The following is a 15,953-nucleotide window of genomic DNA, read 5'->3' as shown; positions in this document are numbered from 1 at the left end:
GCTGGTCTCCATCGAAACATGCCGTTAGTCCGTCTTAGACTCCAACGTACTATTCCCATGCATCAGCTCTAAACAGATCAGAATAGCTGTCAGTCTATTCGTCTCTCGTCTTCTCCCATCCAGACTATACTGTCGGTTGTGGAGTCACACCACATCAGCTTGCGCTCGCGGACTTCTTTTAGACTATGGAAAAGAACATTTCCTAGTAAAAGTCACCGCCGGTCGGGAATTACACCCTGCCCTGAAGACCTTTTTATGATAACAAAAAAAACTTGCCTAGGCAAGTTTTTGTAACGTCATGGATTACATCGTTCGGGTTTTAATTTTTCGTTCTTATTTGAGCTTGTCGTGCTCATAACGATGGCTCAACTCCAGCCCTTTGAATCCCTGCTGGCGGAGAGCCTCATAGACAATCATACAGACGGTATTAGAGACATTTAAACTACGGACATGCTCGTCATTCATCGGAATGCGAATGGCCTTCTCCTCGTGCTGGCGCATAAAATCTTCCGGCAAACCTTTATCCTCGCGTCCAAACAAGAAATAATGAGACTTCCCATCCTGATAAGAAACGTCCGAATAGGTCTGATTGGCAAACTTGGACACTAGGTGCACCTGACCGTCGCTCGCTGCTTCCATAAACTCTTCCAGGCTATCATAAAAACGGACATCCAGCTTGTCCCAATAATCGAGTCCTGCTCGCTTCATTTTGCGATCATCGATCGGAAAAGCCATGGGGCGAATGATATGCAAGGGAGAATTGGTCGCCGCACAAGTCCGTGCAATATTTCCCGTATTTTGTGGAATCTGAGGTTGGAACAAGACGATGTGGTTTTGAGCTGCTGACTCTTGGTAGTCCAGTTCTTCAATATTCATACTCGATCTCTTTCTGATAAAAAAATAGCCACACTGCCCGGAGTCAAGCTCAGCAAACAGCGTGGTTACAGCTTCATTAACTTAACTCACAACAGGTTTGAGGTAAATCAACGAAGGTACTTTCTAAGTATATCACTTTTGAAGCTCCTGTCAATAGTTTTTTTAGATTTTTTTAAGAAACTTTATCAAAGTTTTCGATCCCTCCTCGTTCTACTCTTTTGACGATTTTTCCTACTTGTTCTTAGCTTCTCAAAATTCCACCAGAAAATCCTTAAAAAGATGAATTTTTCTTGAAAATAGAGTATGATAGAAGCATACTCTGGAGGTATTCTATGAAAATTATTGTTGTTGGTGGAGGAAAGGTCGGAACGGCCCTTTGTCGTTCTCTCGTTGCTGAAAACCACGATGTTATATTGATCGAAAAAGACGAATCCATTCTTAACCATATTACCAAACGGTTTGATATTATTGGAATTTTAGGAAATGGGGCGAACTTCAAGATCTTGGAACAAGCAGATGTTGAAGACTGCGACATCTTCATTTCCATGACCGAGTACGACGAAGTGAACATGGTCTCTGCTGTTTTGGCTAAAAAAATGGGAGCCAAAGAGACCATCGTTCGAGTGCGGAATCCGGAATATTCCAATTCCTACTTCAAGGAAAAAAATATCTTGGGCTTCTCCCTAGTTGTCAATCCGGAATTGCTGACAGCACGCTATATTGCCAATATCATTGACTTCCCAAATGCCCTTTCTGTAGAGCATTTTGCCAATGGCCGAGTTGCCTTGATGGAATTTAAAATCAAGCCAGATAGCAATCTCTGCAATATGAGTCTCTCCCAATTCCGGAAGAAATACGGAAATGTCATTGTTTGTGCAATCGAGCGTGGCAACGAACTCACCATTCCAAACGGAGACTTTGTCTTGCAACCTCAAGACAAGATTTTCGTAACAGGTAATCGGATCGAGGTCGTTCTCTTCCACAACAATGTTCGCCCTCAGGTCATTAAGAGCATGATGATCATTGGTGCTGGGAAAATTGCCTACTACCTACTCAATATTCTTCAAGATGTGCGCCGCAAGATCGATCTCAAGGTCTTAGAGGTCAATCGCGAACGGGCGGAATTCTTTAGTCAGGAATTTCCTGATCTCTATGTCGTCCATGGAGACGGAACTGCTAAAGACATTCTTTTAGAAGAGAGTGCCAATAACTTCGATGCTGTGGCTACTTTGACAGGGGTCGATGAAGAAAACATCATCACCTCCATGTTCTTGGATTCTGTCGGCGTCAAAAAGAACATTACCAAGGTCAACCGAACCAGTCTGTTGGAGATCATTGGCGATCAAGATATGACCAGTATCGTTACGCCAAAACGCATCGCTGTAGACACCATTATGCACTTTATTCGCGGGCGCTATAATGCACAGTTCTCAAACCTAGAAGCTTTGCACCATGTCGCAAACGGTCGAATTGAAACCTTGCAGTTCCAAATTAAGGAAGACAATAAACTAACCCAATATCCCCTCTCTGAATTGAAATTAAAAAAAGGCGTCTTAATCGCTGCCATTATTCGAGATGGTAAGGCTATTTTCCCTAATGGAGATGACCGTTTGATGGTAGGAGATCGGATTATCGTAACCACCTTGATTCAAAATGTCACTAAAATCTACGATCTACTTGAGAGGTAAGCCTGATGAATAGAAGCATGATTCGTTACCTCTTGTCCAAACTCCTCTTAATCGAAGCTGGTCTTCTGATCGTTCCTTTAGTGGTCGCTGCAATCTATCGGGAACCTGCCAAGGTCTTTGTCTCTATTGGAGCAACCATGGCCATCCTACTTGCGTTTGGCCTCCTTGGTAGTTTTCACAAACCTAAGGATTTTCACATCTATGCTAAAGAAGGAGTCCTGATTGTAGCCCTCTGTTGGATCCTCTGGTCCTTCTTTGGCGCCCTTCCCTTTGTCTTTTCGGGGCAAATCCCCAACATTATCGACGCCTTCTTTGAAGTCAGCTCTGGCTTTACAACAACAGGGGCAACGATTTTAGATGATGTAGGTGTCCTCAGCCATTCTCTCCTCTTTTGGCGCAGTTTCACCCACTTAATTGGAGGGATGGGAGTATTGGTCTTCGCCCTTGCAATTATGGACAATAACAAGAACAGCCACCTTGAAGTCATGAAGGCGGAAGTTCCTGGTCCAGTTTTTGGGAAGGTCGTTTCCAAATTAAAAAATACAGCTCAAATCCTCTACTTCTTGTACTTGGGCTTGTTCTTCCTCTTTGTGGTTCTTTATTTCCTTGCTGGTATGCCCCTTTATGATAGTTTTGTCATCGCCATGGGAACGGCTGGGACCGGGGGCTTTACCGTTTTTAACGACGGAATTGCCCACTACAATAGTAGTTTGATCACCTATTTAGTCAGTATCGGGGTTTTAGTCTTCGGGGTTAACTTTAACCTCTACTACTTCCTCATGATCCGAAAATTCAAGGCCTTCTTTAAAGATGAGGAATTGCGGACCTATATCACCATCGTCCTCGTGTCCAGTGTATTGATCGCTTACAATGTCCTTCATCTCTATGCCAATGTCGCTAAGAGTTTTGAGATTTCCTTCTTCCAAGTTTCCAATATCATCACCACTACCGGTTTTGGTTATGGAACGACAGAAAAATGGCCTCTCTTTTCTCAGTTCATCCTCTTGATGCTGATGGTCATCGGTGGTTCTGCTGGATCGACCGCTGGGGGGCTAAAAGTCATTCGGTGCTTGACCTTATGGCGAATCGCAAAAAATCAGGTTCTTTCGACCTTGTCTCCGAATCGCGTTCTGACCTTGCATGTCAATGATACGATATTGGATAAGGATACACAGCATCAGATCCTCAAGTACTTTACAATATACAGTTTTATCACGATCGGCCTACTCTTTGTAGTGAGTCTAGACAATAATAACTTCATGACGGTTGTCAGCGCTGTCTTTAGTTGTTTCAACAACATTGGACCTATGATTGGAACAGGTCAAACCTTCTCCATCTTTAGTCCGATTTCAAAACTGTTACTTTCCTTAGCCATGATTGCCGGACGGCTTGAAATCTATCCAATGATTCTTCTCTTTCTCCCTAAAACATGGTCTAAACGCTGATAGACAACTCTAGTACAAAATCAACACCCTTAGAAAAATAATTTCTAAGGGTGTTTCTGTTTATTTCCGATCGTCCAATTTTGATTCTTCATTTCGCTTCAGACTAAAATGGTCTGGCAAGGGGTCTGGTCCTGCTTTGGTTCCCGGATGGCAACGTAGAATCCTTGCAATCCCCATCAAGACACCTTTCACACCAAAACGTTCAATCGCTTGGATCATATAATTGGAACAGGTCGGTTGAAAACGACAAGAAGGCGGAAATAGGGGAGAGATCCATTTTTGATAGCCTCTGACCAGCGCAATCAGGATTGTTTTCATGCTTTTTTAGATTTAGTTACTGCTAGATTGTGCAGCTGGCTGATTTCTTTTTTGTTCAAACGACGGTATTCACCCGGACGTAGTCCTGAGACGTCCAAATTCCCAAACTGGGTCCGGGAGAGTTTGTCCACTAAAAGTCCCACAGCTTCAAACATCTTTTTAACCTGGTGGTTACGCCCTTCATGAATGGTCAACTGAACCACTGAACGGTTCTTTTCGACATCCACTTTTAAAATCTCGTAAGTCGCTGGCTTGGTTTTCTTTCCATCAATGGTCACCCCTCGCGTCAAGGGACGTAAGTTTTCCTTATTGGCAATCCCTTTGACACGCGCCACATAGACCTTATCAATTTCATTTCGCGGGTGGATCATCTCATCTGTAAAATCACCATCATTGGTCAAAATCAAGACACCAGATGTATCCCAGTCCAAACGTCCCACTGGGTAGATGCGCTCTGGTACTTGAGATAAAAGGTCAACGACTGTTGTCCGACCTTTATCATCCGATACACTAGAAATGACGCCACGTGGCTTATTTAAAAGATAGTAGACCTTTTCTTCATTATAGATTGGAGTCCCTTCTACTTCTACCTGATCACCGGTTTTAATGATGGTCGCTAATTCACGCACAACTTGGCCATTGACTGTCACCAAGCCTTGCTTGATCAGTTCTTCGGCCTTGCGACGACTAGCTACGCCTGCATGGGCAATATATTTGTTAATTCTCATCTAGTTCCTCTGTTCTCTCTGAAAATAATTGACCTTCTTCTGGATCAATGTCCACTTCCTCAACCTTTGGCAATTCCTCCAAATGATTGATCCCCATATAATCCAAAAAATACTCCGTCGTGACATACAAATTAGGACGCCCGAGGACTTCTTTTTTCCCATCTTCACGGATCAGATCAAATGACAGTAGTTTGGTAATGGCCCCACTGGAATTGACACCCCGAATATCATCGACCTCCACACGGGTGATCGGTTGCTTATAAGCAATGATTGACAAGGTTTCAAGGGCAGCCCGAGACAAACTTTGGTTCATAGGCGTTCTAGAATAGTCTCGTAAAACCGAAGCGTAGTCTGCCTTTGTCACCAATTTATAACGGGAAGCTGTCTCCATCAAACACAGACTGGTATCTGTATCCTCCTGGTATTTTTGGACCAATTTTTCTAAACTTTGCACCACACCTGTTGGGGGTAAAGAGAGAAGATCTGCGATTTGTCTGGCAGTAATTCCTTCTTCACCCGCTACAAATAAGAGTGCTTCAATTTCAGCTAATTTGCTCATGTTCAATCCTATTTAAGTAAATTTCTCCAAAAGCCGTATCCTGTACCACTGTGACCTCTTGAATTTTGATTAATTCAAGGGTTGCAAGAAATAGGGTAATGACCTCTTGGAGATCCGCTGCTTCTAGAAACAAGTCCTGCAAGAGAACTTGTGAACGATCGTGGAATCGGTGACGCAGCTGGTCCATCAGATCCTCAATCTTGTATTCATCCTTGACAATGGTTGTATGGTTCTGGCGGAATTCTTCTTTTTTCTTGGTCAATAGTTTTGAGAAAGCCAAGAAGAGATCCACCGTGGTGCGATCATGAAGTAATTCAGTATCGTCATAGACCAATTCCATCTTCGGTTTCGAATAATAGAGGGCGCGCTCCTCGTGCTGCGAGGCCATCAACTCTCCTAATTGCTTGTAAGTACGGTACTCTTCCAATTGAGAAAGGAGGTCCTGCTCTAGATCCTCTGCTTCATCCATCTCCTCTGCGACCTTAGGAAGAAGTCTTCGACTCTTGATCAGGGTTAGTTGACTAGCCATCAGCATGTATTCCCCTGCCACCTCTAGTTTCATTGCCTGGAGAGTCGCCAGATAAGCCAGATACTGTTCAATCACCTCAATCAAGGGGACCTCATAGATATCCATCTGGTATTTAGAGACCAAGTGGAGCAAGAGATCCAAAGGCCCTTCAAAATCTTTAAATTTAATATCCATTATTTATATTTTTCTAATGTCACCATAGTTTTTAGGCCCAATTCACGCGCAATACTAAAGAGATCCACACCGAGTTCACGTTGTTTCAAAATATACTGCTCACGAATCGATTGTGCCGAAAGGTCTTGGTTGCCTTTTTCAATCAAGAAGGCTTCTAATTGCCGGAATCCCCACTGACGGGAGTATGATTTTCCCTTATTATCAAAGAGATAGACACCATCGAGGAAGAGCTGCAACTCATCCAGTAAAGGCTCTGGAACTTTTAAAACTCGTTTTTGGCCATCTTTGCCCACTCGAATCACATGAAAGTCCAGCTGAATATCTTCGACCTTGACTTGGAGGATCTCACTTGGCAATAAGCCCATCTCCAGAATCAATAAGGCCATCAAGCGTCCCTGTGGATTGGTTGATTCTTCCCAAAAATGGGTCAGATCCAACAATTCACGATCATGGGTTTTGGCCGGTTGAATTTTAGGCAAGACCAAACGATGATATTCAGAAATAAAGCGTTCTTGATACAAATAATATAAAAATTGGTTAACGGCGGATAATTTTCGTTTTTGAACCGCCGGTTTAAAATCTTTAATCGAAGCTTGGTAAATTCTCAAATTAGTCGGTGTTACTTTTCCATGAATTGATTCAATAAATTGGTCCAAATCATAGAAATAGGCTGACTGAGAATTTTCACTTAGTTCTTTTTGATCAATAAAACTTGCAATAAATTCTTTCATTTTGGAATCATCTCGTATTCATTTGAAAAATTATGCATCAGCGAATTGATGGCTTTGAGGATCGATTTCCGCGTAATAATCCCTTGGAAATACCCTTCTTCATCCACCACTGATAAGAAGGAGTCATCCACCAACTTGTGAAGGACTTCTGTCAAATTGAAGTCTAAGCCGATGACCCCGACCTCCTTCTTTGCAACGTCTACGATATCCATCGAAGCAAAAGTCTCCTCAGGAATCTCGTGTTTCAATTGATAAGATAGAATATCCGTTAGGGAGATCGTCCCCACAAACTTGCGTTCATCCGTCACTACCGGAATGCGACTATAGCTAATCTGGCTCAACAGCAAGACCGCATGGTCTACATTGTGGGTATCAATCAAGACCGCTAAATTTTTGGCAGGAGTTAAGAACGTCTCTTCCTGCGTCAGCAAGAAACGTTCAAATTCCTTTGCTATCATCTGCTAAACTCTTTTGTCAGTTCAGGATACAATTCATGCTCTCGCGTATAATACTCTACCCTAAAGTTCGAATCCGTAATCTCTATCTTGGCATACAAACACTCCCGAATCAGACCACGAGGTTGGCTAACGGATCCAGGATTCACAAAGAGGGTTCTTCCTTCCTTCCAAGCATCTGGGATATGAAGGTGACCGTATAAACAGATATCTGCTTCCTCCTCTTGGGCCCACAAATCCAATTTTTGAAAACTAAAATTGATCTGGAAGAGATGCCCATGGGTCTGGATGATCCGTGTCGGCCCTAGTTGGGTCACCAAGCGTTCCGGATAGCCATCATAAAAATCCATATTTCCTTGGACAACGTGGATCCCTTCCCAGACAGGATCATCACTTTTCAGTTCAGAATCCCCATTGTGAAAGATCCCATCGACCTGGCCTAGGTATTTTTCTTTAATAGCTTCAACAATGGAGCGGTCTCCATGCGAATCACTCATAACGATGATTGTTTGCTTTGCCATGATGGAAATACCTCCAATAACTTTTTAACAGCTAAAGCACGATGTGATTGTGTATTTTTTTCTTCTAGCGTTAATTCAGCAGCAGCACGGCCCGTTTCCCCAACTAAGAAGAGAGGGTCATAGCCAAAGCCGTGTTCCCCTTTGGGCTCAAAATTAATATACCCTGGCCAATCCGCTTCCACCACTAGGCTTTCCTTGCCTGGTCTTGCAACCACCAAGGTGGTATGGAACTGAGCTGAACGATCTTTCAAGTCAAAGACCATGGCCAATTCGTGCAACAATTTCGCATTGTTTTCCGCATCTGTCGCACCAACTCCCGCAAAGCGAGCTGACCAAACCCCTGGTAAGCCTCCCAAGATATCCACCTTCAAACCTGAGTCATCCGCTAAGACTGTTTTCCCAGTTAGCTCTGCAATGGTTTCAGCTTTTAGGCGGGCATTCTCTTCAAAGGTCAGACCTGTCTCTTCGACTTCTGGAAGCTCTGGGTATTGATTGAGATTTTCCACTTCAAAGCCCAGTTTTTCAAACATATTACGGAATTCTTTAGTTTTTCCCTCATTTCGAGTCGCAATAAGAATCGTATCTTTGACCTTGTCTTGACCCAAAAAGGCTTCCAAATCCACCCCATCACTTGGCAAATGCAAATAGAGCAATTTCCCTTTTTCAACCAAGAGCAAGGCTCCTTGACGCTGTACGATTTCAAAAGATCTTCCCTTGACTTCATTCAAGATTTCGGTCAAAAAGGTCAGAAAACGAAAGGCTGAACCATAGCGCATCACCGATAGATTGAGAGGGAAGCCTTCAGGATCCTTGGCAAAGAGAAATTCCAGCTGATCTAACAGAGTGGAAGCTTCCGCAGGCACTTGACTAAATTGGTTGTAGTCTGCATCTTCTCCCCATTGGGCAATATACCAATCCTGGGGATCTTTGTATTCAAATAGTTTGTCACTCATAAATTTACATGCTCCACATTCACTGAACGTTCTAGCCATTTTTCGGCAATCGCTGCAAAGCTATTGGCATTTGCAGTGGTAAAAAAGCGGTGGGTCTGCTCTAAGAGTTCACGACTCTTATTGAGCTCAAAATAGTTTAATAAGACGGAAATATCCCGAACACACTCTGCCCCACTATCAATCAATTTGACATCCGGTCCCATCACATTTTGAATGATCGGTTTTAAAAGGGGATAGTGGGTGCATCCCAAGACTAAGGTATCAACCTTTCCAACTAGTGGTTTTAGGGTTTCGTAAACCACCTTTTTGGTCACACTGGATGCCAACTCGTTTGATTCCACTAGAGGAACAAACTTGGGACAAGCTAAACTGCTGACTTCCATGTCTGGTGCTAGACTTTGAATCTTCTCTTTATAAATTCCAGAAGAAACCGTCATCGGTGTCCCAATGACCCCAAATTTTTGATGGGTCGTCGATTTAATAGCTGCAGAAGCTCCGGGCAAGATCACTCCCAAAACGGGAATATCAAGTTTCTCCTTGACTTCTTCCCAAACCACTGCCGTCGCTGTATTACAGGCTAAGACAATCATCTTGACATTTTTGGTCAGAAGGAAGTTCACCATCTGCCAAGTATACTCGCGGATTTGGTCTGCTGGTCTAGGACCATAAGGTGCACGCGCTGAATCTCCAATATAGACGACATCTTCGTGAGGGAGCTGACGGAGCAATTCGCGGACAACAGTCAGGCCCCCTACGCCAGAATCTAAAAAACCAATCGGTCGGTTATCCATATCTCTTCCTTCCAAAAGGAGGGACTAAGAAATTCCTCCAAGCCCCTCTCATTTATTATCGTGAGATTGCCCCACTCTTATTTTTTCTTGTTTTTCGCCATCGCTGATTTTTGTTGGTTGACAATTTGGCGATAGACTTGTTGAACTTTTGCTTCGCTTGGACGTTGGCCGCTGGCACCTAAAAGCGTACGGACTGCTTCAACATTCAAACGTGGGTTTGATGCAAATTCTTTTTCAAATTGACGACGAAGCAAGAACATTCCTGCAACCATCCCACCAAAGAAAGCTAAAATAATCAACAAAATTCCTAAAAAGAGATTCATACAATTTTCTCCGATCCATTATTTTTACATAACTATCATTATATCAGACAATCGCTTATTTTTCAATGTTAAAGCCGTAGAGTGTCGCAAGATAATCTTCTGATTTTTCTGCTCGACGAATCAAACGGGCCTGCCCATCTTCTTGAAGCAAAACTTCTGCAGAACGCAACTTGGCATTGTACTGATACCCCATTGAAAATCCATGGGCTCCGGTGTCATGGATCACGAGCAAATCTCCAATCTCCGTCACGGGTAGTTCTCGTTGTTTGGCAAATTTATCGTTATTTTCACAGAGACTTCCCACGACATCGACCACTTCAGTCGGTCCATCTGGACGATCCATATTGGTAATATGGTGATAAGCACCGTACATAGCCGGTCTAAGAAGATTCACAGCTGAAGCATCGACGCCCACATAGGTCCGGTAGGTTTTCTTTTTATGAGTGACTCTGGTTACTAAGAGGCCATGTGAAGCCAGCATAAAGCGACCAAGCTCGGTATAGATTTTCACATGGCCAAGTCCCGCCGGTTTGAGAATCGCATCAAAAACGCGATGCACGCCTTCCCCAATAATGGCAATATCATTTGGTTCTTGCTCCGGCTTGTAATTGACCCCAACCCCACCAGAGAGATTGATGAAGCCCAAGTGGACACCTGTTTTCTCGACGACTTCTACTGCCAATTCAAAAAGTTGACGCGCCAGCTCTGGATAGTAGTCGTTGGATACAGTATTAGAAGCTAATAAAGCGTGAATGCCAAACTCTTCCACACCTAGTTCTTTCAACTCGATAAAGGCTTGGATCAATTGCTCCTTGGTCATTCCAAACTTGGCTTCTTCAGGATTGTCCATAATATCGGTTCCCAGTTCAAAAACTCCACCAGGATTATAGCGGCAAGAAATAACCTTGGGGATGCTAGTCACAGACTTCAAGAAAGCAATATCTTCATAGGCATCCAGATTGATAGTTGCCCCTAATTCTCTAGCATAGACAAATTCATCAGCTGGCGTGTTGTTAGAAGAAAACATAATCTCTTTCCCGCTAAAGCCCAGCTTATCCGCCATTAATAATTCCACGTAGCTGGCAGTGTCGACACCACAGCCCTCTTCTTGCAAAATTTTTAGGATCGAAGGATTGGGAGTCGCCTTGATGGCAAAGTATTCCTTAAATCCTTCATTCCAAGCAAAAGCTTGATGGAGGGCACGAGCCGTATCACGAATTCCTGCTTCATCATAGAGATGGAAAGGGGTAGGGAATTCTTGGGTCAGACTTTCTAATTGTTCACGGGTTACAAAAGGTGTTTTCATAAGCGCTCATTTCTATTCTTTAGTCACTATTAGTATAGCACAAGTCGAAAGACAAAAAAAGCCGAGGCAAATGCCCCAGCTCAATTGCTCTTTGATTAGTCGTTTCTTCCGAAGATACGAAGAAGGCTGATAAAGAGGTTGATAAAGTCAAGATAAAGTTCCAAAGCCATCGCTACTGCCCAACCTGTAGCAGGTTGACCATTTGTTTGATCATAGACATAGCGAATCTTTTGGTTATCCCAAGCTGTCAATCCTGCAAAGAGGAAGACAGAGATAATACTCAAGATATAGTCCATTCCAGAACTTCTCAAAAACATGTTCACAACAGAAGCGATGATCACACCGATCAAGACTCCCATCAAGGCACGTCCCATACCAGAAAGGTCTTTTTTCACGACGCGTCCGATAGCTCCCATGACAATAAACATCAAGGCACTGACCAAGAAAGCCTTATAGACAGTCGCTTGCATGTAGCGAGCAATGATAAAGCTCAACGTAAACCCATTCAAAGCTGAGTAGATCAAGAAGATTGGAAGAGCAGATGGGCTATTTTTAACAGCCTTCCCACTTGCAACAAAGACCAAGATCAATTCTACAACCACTGCTGCATAGTAAACCATTGGTGCTGTTGTCAAGATTTGAACGAAGAAATCTTGAAAGACTGTCATCATAAGACCAGACACAAGGGCTGAAATCCCTACACCGATCCCAACTAATGAGTAGATTTTGTTATAAAAAGCATTCAATCCACTTTGTTCTTGGATTACTGAATCATTATACATATAAACAAGTTCCTTTCAAATTTGTTTACTACGATTTTAACATTTTTCGATGAAAAAATCTCCTTTTGGCCATCTTTTTACGCCAAGGTTCTGAAGCTTCCTTAACAGCCCAGTATTTATCCACCATGGTCACCACAAAAGATTCTTTGTAGCGAGGCGGAGCAAGGGTAGCTCCCCACATGTGTTTAATAATGATGTCTTCTTCCTTGGCATTGAGATCTGTGATCTTTCGTGCATTTCTCACGGCAATGCGGGGATGGATCCAGGCGTGACTCTTGGTAAACTTTGTCTCGCGCCAATCATAGTAAAATAGGTCATGCAAGAGGCCACCCCGAGCCGTACTTTTGGCATCCCAACCAAATTTTTTAGCCAGTTTATAACTGGTATAGCTAACATGAATGGAATGCTCCAAACGATTGGAATGAATATGGTGGGGAATGTCAGCTAATTTTTGAACCTTAGGATGCTGGATCAGATGGCCTACATAGGTCATGTATTCTTTGTCACGATGATATTGCATAAGATAACCACCTTTCGTTGATAAGCTCTCCCAATAAGACCTCCATCAACTTCTTCTTACAGGTTAAGTATACTTCTTTTTCTCAAAATTTCCTTAAAGAAAACATCAAAATTCCTGCTGCCACTGCAACATTCAAACTCTCTGCCCGACCTGGCATGGGAATATGAACCAGCTGGTCTGCTTGTGCCGCCATTTCCTGGCTGATGCCATTTCCTTCATTCCCCATCACCAGGATAAACTGATCGGTCTGAGGAAGCTGACGGTAGTCAATGGAAGCTTCTGAAAGCGTCGTTGCGAGAACTGCTAGATGTGATTGCGTAGCTAGCTCCAATAGTTCTTCTCGATCCAGTTTCCAGATAGGGATATGGAAATGACTGCCCTGCATGGATCGAAGGGTCTTGAGACTGTATAGATCTGCGGAGGCTTTCGATAGCATGACACCATCAAAGCCTGCTGCATCTGCTGTTCGAATCATAGTCCCTACATTACCAGGATCCTGTACATCCTCCAAATAGAGGAACCGCCCTTGTAGCTGATCCGGAAGTTCTGGCTGCTCTAGAGCGATCTCTGCGACAATCCCTTGCGGAGTCTTTGAATCTGCCAAGAGACTTAAGATCTCCGGAGTCACGACGGTGACTTTTTGGATGTCCTCTACCTGGTCTAAATAGGCTTCTAAAACAAAGACCTGCCGAATCTTCGCTTGATTTTCTACTGCCTCTTCAAACAGATGCCAGCCTTCAATGAGATAAGAATCTGTCCGGTATTTTTTTTGATGTAATTTTTTAGCATTTTTGATTACATTATTGGATTTAGACGTTATAATATTCATAGAACTATTATAGCACAAAGAAAAAGAAGAAATCATGCCTCAGATAGATTTCTTCGAGTCAAGGAGGTCGCACATGCAAAAGGTAAAAATGATTGCCCAAGGACGGGTTCAAGGGGTTGGCTTTCGCTGGGGAGTCTACAGTCTTGCTATAGAGATCGGTGGGATCACTGGCCGTGTCTGGAATAATGACGACGGAACTGTTGGCATTCTGGCCCAGGCAGAATCTAGCAGCCAAATGGCCAAATTCATCCAAGAAATTCGCAAAGGTCCTACGCCTTTTGCACATGTGACTTATTTGGATGTTACGCTCGCAAACTTTGAAAACTATACAGACTTCAAAATTGCAAATTAAGACTAGAGAACTATTGTGTATTTTCAAAAAAAACAGTAGAATAGAAAGGTATCATTAAAAAAAGAAGGAACTATTTGTGAAAAAAAATAAACTTGCATTACTTGCATCGATGGGACTAGCTTCGCTTGTCTTCTTATCAGGATGCGTGAGTGTCGATCGGAAAACTGGAAATCCGACTGGATTGATCTGGGATCTTCTTGGCCGTCCAATGGGCGAAGCCATCAAATTCTTTGCCAACAACCTTGGCTTGGGCTTTGGGATCGGGATTATTATCGTCACCTTGATCGTGCGGTTAATCATCTTGCCACTTGGTTTGTACCAATCATGGAAGGCCACCTACCAATCTGAAAAGATGAATTACTTAAAACCCATCCTTGGGCCAATCCAAGAGCGCATGAAGAACGCTAGCTCACAAGAAGAAAAGCTATTGGCGCAACAGGAATTAATGGCTGCTCAACGTGAAAATGGAGTCAGCATGTTTGGTGGAGTTGGGTGTTTGCCACTCTTGATCCAAATGCCATTCTTCTCTGCTCTCTTCTTTGCTGCTCAACACACCAAAGGGGTAGCAGAAAGTAGCTTCCTTGGCATTGCTCTTGGCAAACCAAGCTTGCTCTTGACGGCTATCGTAGCGGTTCTTTACTATATCCAAAGTATGCTCTCTCTTCATGGAATTGAAGATGAAACCCAAAAGGAAAGCATGCGTAAAGCATCATTGATGAGCCCGATTATGATCGGTGTCTTCTCATTGATCTCTTCAGCCGGAGTGACTCTTTACTGGGTAGTCGGTGGGGTAATCCAAATTATCCAACAATTTGTCATCAACTACTTGATTCGTCCAAATCTTCGCAAACGGGTCGCTGAGGAATACAAAAACAATCCTCCAAAAGCTACTAGTCACCGCGTGAAAAAAGATGTCACACCAACTGCGACGACACAAATCCAACACAAACCAAAAAACAACCGCAATGCAGGGAAACAACGCAATAGAAAGTAGTACAAACTACTAAATTCTAGCGAAAATAGAGCAGCACTTGAACCTTTTAGTTCAAGTGCTTTTTTGATACCATTCAATCAGTCAACGAAAAATTTTCACCTTCACAAGGGGATTAAGAGCACAAAATAGCAGGCCCTCTTGGAGAGCCTGCTTTAAGACCGTTTTTATCTAAGTAATGTTAAAAAATAAAATGATATAAACTATTAGGTTCATACAGCAGATACTGAAACTTTCCGCCGTGAGAAAAGTGCCTGAAACATAATTATTTCAGGAACTAGGGGAGTTTTGAAAGTAAAACAGTTCGGGGAACTGTTTTAGCCTGAGCCTAAAAATTGAAAATCGAAGGGGTTCAAAACGAATTGAACACGGGCTGCGGATCGTGTCAAAAAGATAAGTCTTCCTAGAATCTAAAGATTCTGCGTCAAACTTCCTATTTTGACTTTATCCGCCACGCCCTTTGTATCTTGATTTAGTCATGGAACTTCGTGGAAGTTCGCTGACGTCCATACTCACTTAAGGAAAGTTTCTAAGAGAACTTTGTCTTTAATCTGAAACAGACCCTCTTGGAGAGCCTGCATTTTATAGTTACGCTGTTTTTTCTACGTTCAAAATTTTCACTTGGTAGCTTCCAGCTGGTGTCTCAACAGTGACAACGTCACCTGTCTTCTTACCAATCAAAGCGTGACCGATTGGGCTTTCGTTAGAGATCTTTCCTGCAAAGGCATCTGCCCCTGCTGAACCAACGATGCTGTATACTTCTTCATCTGTTTCGCCAACTTCTTGAACTGTAACGGTTTTTCCGATCGCTACTTCGTCTACTGCAACAGCATCACTATCAACGATTTCTGCATAACGGATTTTTGTTTCCAAGCTAGAGATTTGACCTTCAACAAAAGCTTGTTCATCTTTTGCTGCTTCATACTCAGAGTTTTCTGAGAGGTCACCATATGAACGTGCGATCTTAATCCGTTCTACTACTTCAGGACGACGGACCAATTTCAACTCTTCTAATTCTTGTTCCAACTTTTCTTTTTCTGCTAGGGTCATTGGGTATGTTTTTTCTGCCATTATTCTTCTCT

The 15,953-nt window shown here is 43.0% G+C and carries 20 protein-coding genes and 1 riboswitch; of the genes, 4 read left to right on the top strand and 16 right to left on the bottom strand.

Annotation, left to right across the window (positions count from 1 at the left end; genetic code table 11):
* Positions 1-103: 103 nt before the first annotated feature.
* Positions 104-253: riboswitch (FMN riboswitch) on the bottom strand.
* Positions 254-333: 80 nt separating this feature from the next.
* Positions 334-876: a tRNA (cytidine(34)-2'-O)-methyltransferase gene (locus tag SM121_RS04310; protein ID WP_003005113.1), complete on the bottom strand. Its 543-nt coding sequence runs from the start codon at positions 874-876 to the stop codon at positions 334-336.
* A 332-nt stretch (positions 877-1,208) separates the two neighbouring features.
* Between SM121_RS04310 and trkA the strand changes: the two genes are divergently transcribed.
* Positions 1,209-2,564 (top strand): Trk system potassium transporter TrkA, encoded by a 1,356-nt coding sequence (gene trkA / locus SM121_RS04305; RefSeq protein ID WP_320911244.1) that lies wholly within the window; start codon positions 1,209-1,211, stop codon positions 2,562-2,564.
* Between the two features lie 5 nt (positions 2,565-2,569).
* Entirely contained in the window at positions 2,570-4,009 is a 1,440-nt protein-coding gene (locus SM121_RS04300) for a TrkH family potassium uptake protein (protein ID WP_320911243.1), read from the top strand.
* Between the two features lie 60 nt (positions 4,010-4,069).
* Here SM121_RS04300 and yidD read toward each other — a convergent pair whose 3' ends face one another.
* From yidD to SM121_RS04230, 14 genes are all read right to left on the bottom strand, one after another.
* On the bottom strand, positions 4,070-4,327 hold the full coding sequence (gene yidD / locus SM121_RS04295) for a membrane protein insertion efficiency factor YidD (RefSeq protein WP_003013303.1): 258 nt from the start codon (positions 4,325-4,327) through the stop codon (positions 4,070-4,072).
* A complete protein-coding gene (locus SM121_RS04290) occupies positions 4,324-5,055 on the bottom strand; it encodes a pseudouridine synthase (RefSeq protein ID WP_003005375.1) in 732 nt (243 codons plus the stop codon). The genes yidD and SM121_RS04290 overlap by 4 nt, the downstream gene beginning before the upstream one ends.
* Positions 5,045-5,614, bottom strand: a complete 570-nt coding sequence (gene scpB, locus SM121_RS04285) for an SMC-Scp complex subunit ScpB (RefSeq protein ID WP_003013327.1) — start codon at positions 5,612-5,614, stop codon at positions 5,045-5,047. The genes SM121_RS04290 and scpB overlap by 11 nt, the downstream gene beginning before the upstream one ends.
* Positions 5,598-6,317: a segregation/condensation protein A gene (locus SM121_RS04280; RefSeq protein ID WP_003013218.1), complete on the bottom strand. Its 720-nt coding sequence runs from the start codon at positions 6,315-6,317 to the stop codon at positions 5,598-5,600. The genes scpB and SM121_RS04280 overlap by 17 nt, the downstream gene beginning before the upstream one ends.
* Entirely contained in the window at positions 6,317-7,048 is a 732-nt protein-coding gene (xerD, locus tag SM121_RS04275) for a site-specific tyrosine recombinase XerD (protein WP_003005319.1), read from the bottom strand. The genes SM121_RS04280 and xerD overlap by 1 nt, the downstream gene beginning before the upstream one ends.
* Positions 7,045-7,506: a cyclic-di-AMP-binding protein CbpB gene (cbpB, locus tag SM121_RS04270; RefSeq protein WP_003005120.1), complete on the bottom strand. Its 462-nt coding sequence runs from the start codon at positions 7,504-7,506 to the stop codon at positions 7,045-7,047. The genes xerD and cbpB overlap by 4 nt, the downstream gene beginning before the upstream one ends.
* On the bottom strand, positions 7,503-8,024 hold the full coding sequence (locus tag SM121_RS04265) for a metallophosphoesterase (RefSeq protein ID WP_003005619.1): 522 nt from the start codon (positions 8,022-8,024) through the stop codon (positions 7,503-7,505). Before SM121_RS04265 ends, cbpB begins: the two co-directional genes overlap by 4 nt.
* Complete coding sequence (locus SM121_RS04260; protein ID WP_320911242.1) at positions 7,997-8,977, bottom strand: nucleoside-triphosphate diphosphatase; 981 nt, start codon at positions 8,975-8,977, stop codon at positions 7,997-7,999. The genes SM121_RS04265 and SM121_RS04260 overlap by 28 nt, the downstream gene beginning before the upstream one ends.
* The gene (gene racE, locus SM121_RS04255) at positions 8,974-9,768 is read right to left on the bottom strand and encodes a glutamate racemase (RefSeq protein WP_320911241.1); all 795 of its coding nucleotides are present in this window, start codon (positions 9,766-9,768) and stop codon (positions 8,974-8,976) included. Before racE ends, SM121_RS04260 begins: the two co-directional genes overlap by 4 nt.
* A gap of 77 nt (positions 9,769-9,845) precedes the next feature.
* On the bottom strand, positions 9,846-10,091 hold the full coding sequence (locus tag SM121_RS04250; protein ID WP_003005109.1) for a YneF family protein: 246 nt from the start codon (positions 10,089-10,091) through the stop codon (positions 9,846-9,848).
* A gap of 55 nt (positions 10,092-10,146) precedes the next feature.
* A complete protein-coding gene (locus tag SM121_RS04245) occupies positions 10,147-11,397 on the bottom strand; it encodes a diaminopimelate decarboxylase (RefSeq protein WP_320911240.1) in 1,251 nt (416 codons plus the stop codon).
* Between the two features lie 95 nt (positions 11,398-11,492).
* Positions 11,493-12,179, bottom strand: a complete 687-nt coding sequence (locus tag SM121_RS04240) for a Bax inhibitor-1/YccA family protein (protein ID WP_003008369.1) — start codon at positions 12,177-12,179, stop codon at positions 11,493-11,495.
* 28 nt (positions 12,180-12,207) lie between these two features.
* The gene (locus SM121_RS04235; RefSeq protein WP_003005617.1) at positions 12,208-12,699 is read right to left on the bottom strand and encodes an HDIG domain-containing metalloprotein; all 492 of its coding nucleotides are present in this window, start codon (positions 12,697-12,699) and stop codon (positions 12,208-12,210) included.
* Between the two features lie 82 nt (positions 12,700-12,781).
* A complete protein-coding gene (locus SM121_RS04230) occupies positions 12,782-13,528 on the bottom strand; it encodes a TrmH family RNA methyltransferase (RefSeq protein WP_320911239.1) in 747 nt (248 codons plus the stop codon).
* 73 nt (positions 13,529-13,601) lie between these two features.
* Here SM121_RS04230 and SM121_RS04225 point away from each other — a divergent pair, with 73 nt between their 5' ends.
* Positions 13,602-13,880, top strand: coding sequence for an acylphosphatase (locus SM121_RS04225; protein WP_003005664.1), 279 nt, complete (start codon positions 13,602-13,604; stop codon positions 13,878-13,880).
* Between the two features lie 76 nt (positions 13,881-13,956).
* Complete coding sequence (gene yidC, locus SM121_RS04220) at positions 13,957-14,874, top strand: membrane protein insertase YidC (RefSeq protein WP_320911238.1); 918 nt, start codon at positions 13,957-13,959, stop codon at positions 14,872-14,874.
* Positions 14,875-15,459: 585 nt separating this feature from the next.
* Here the strand turns inward: yidC and greA are convergent.
* The gene (greA, locus tag SM121_RS04215; protein ID WP_003005389.1) at positions 15,460-15,942 is read right to left on the bottom strand and encodes a transcription elongation factor GreA; all 483 of its coding nucleotides are present in this window, start codon (positions 15,940-15,942) and stop codon (positions 15,460-15,462) included.
* Positions 15,943-15,953: the final 11 nt, after the last annotated feature.

Origin of the sequence: Streptococcus sp. S1, from assembly GCF_034137685.1 — a bacterium.
In the GTDB taxonomy this organism is placed as follows: domain Bacteria; phylum Bacillota; class Bacilli; order Lactobacillales; family Streptococcaceae; genus Streptococcus; species Streptococcus dentalis.
The sequence above is the reverse complement of the archived record's forward strand: the minus strand, read 5'-3'. Positions and strand labels throughout refer to the sequence as shown.

Excerpts from the sequence above, each read along its gene's own strand:
- SM121_RS04265 (WP_003005619.1), bottom strand. The coding sequence starts at position 8,024 with ATGGCAAAGCAAACAATCATCGTTATGAGTGATTCGCATGGAGACCGC.
- SM121_RS04300 (WP_320911243.1), top strand. The coding sequence starts at position 2,570 with ATGAATAGAAGCATGATTCGTTACCTCTTGTCCAAACTCCTCTTAATC.
- SM121_RS04280 (WP_003013218.1), bottom strand. The coding sequence starts at position 6,317 with ATGGATATTAAATTTAAAGATTTTGAAGGGCCTTTGGATCTCTTGCTC.
- SM121_RS04245 (WP_320911240.1), bottom strand. The coding sequence starts at position 11,397 with ATGAAAACACCTTTTGTAACCCGTGAACAATTAGAAAGTCTGACCCAA.
- SM121_RS04250 (WP_003005109.1), bottom strand. The coding sequence starts at position 10,091 with ATGAATCTCTTTTTAGGAATTTTGTTGATTATTTTAGCTTTCTTTGGT.
- SM121_RS04235 (WP_003005617.1), bottom strand. The coding sequence starts at position 12,699 with ATGCAATATCATCGTGACAAAGAATACATGACCTATGTAGGCCATCTG.
- SM121_RS04260 (WP_320911242.1), bottom strand. The coding sequence starts at position 8,977 with ATGAGTGACAAACTATTTGAATACAAAGATCCCCAGGATTGGTATATT.
- SM121_RS04225 (WP_003005664.1), top strand. The coding sequence starts at position 13,602 with ATGCAAAAGGTAAAAATGATTGCCCAAGGACGGGTTCAAGGGGTTGGC.
- SM121_RS04290 (WP_003005375.1), bottom strand. The coding sequence starts at position 5,055 with ATGAGAATTAACAAATATATTGCCCATGCAGGCGTAGCTAGTCGTCGC.
- cbpB (WP_003005120.1), bottom strand. The coding sequence starts at position 7,506 with ATGATAGCAAAGGAATTTGAACGTTTCTTGCTGACGCAGGAAGAGACG.
- SM121_RS04310 (WP_003005113.1), bottom strand. The coding sequence starts at position 876 with ATGAATATTGAAGAACTGGACTACCAAGAGTCAGCAGCTCAAAACCAC.
- racE (WP_320911241.1), bottom strand. The coding sequence starts at position 9,768 with ATGGATAACCGACCGATTGGTTTTTTAGATTCTGGCGTAGGGGGCCTG.
- scpB (WP_003013327.1), bottom strand. The coding sequence starts at position 5,614 with ATGAGCAAATTAGCTGAAATTGAAGCACTCTTATTTGTAGCGGGTGAA.
- SM121_RS04240 (WP_003008369.1), bottom strand. The coding sequence starts at position 12,179 with ATGTATAATGATTCAGTAATCCAAGAACAAAGTGGATTGAATGCTTTT.
- xerD (WP_003005319.1), bottom strand. The coding sequence starts at position 7,048 with ATGAAAGAATTTATTGCAAGTTTTATTGATCAAAAAGAACTAAGTGAA.
- greA (WP_003005389.1), bottom strand. The coding sequence starts at position 15,942 with ATGGCAGAAAAAACATACCCAATGACCCTAGCAGAAAAAGAAAAGTTG.
- yidD (WP_003013303.1), bottom strand. The coding sequence starts at position 4,327 with ATGAAAACAATCCTGATTGCGCTGGTCAGAGGCTATCAAAAATGGATC.
- trkA (WP_320911244.1), top strand. The coding sequence starts at position 1,209 with ATGAAAATTATTGTTGTTGGTGGAGGAAAGGTCGGAACGGCCCTTTGT.
- SM121_RS04230 (WP_320911239.1), bottom strand. The coding sequence starts at position 13,528 with ATGAATATTATAACGTCTAAATCCAATAATGTAATCAAAAATGCTAAA.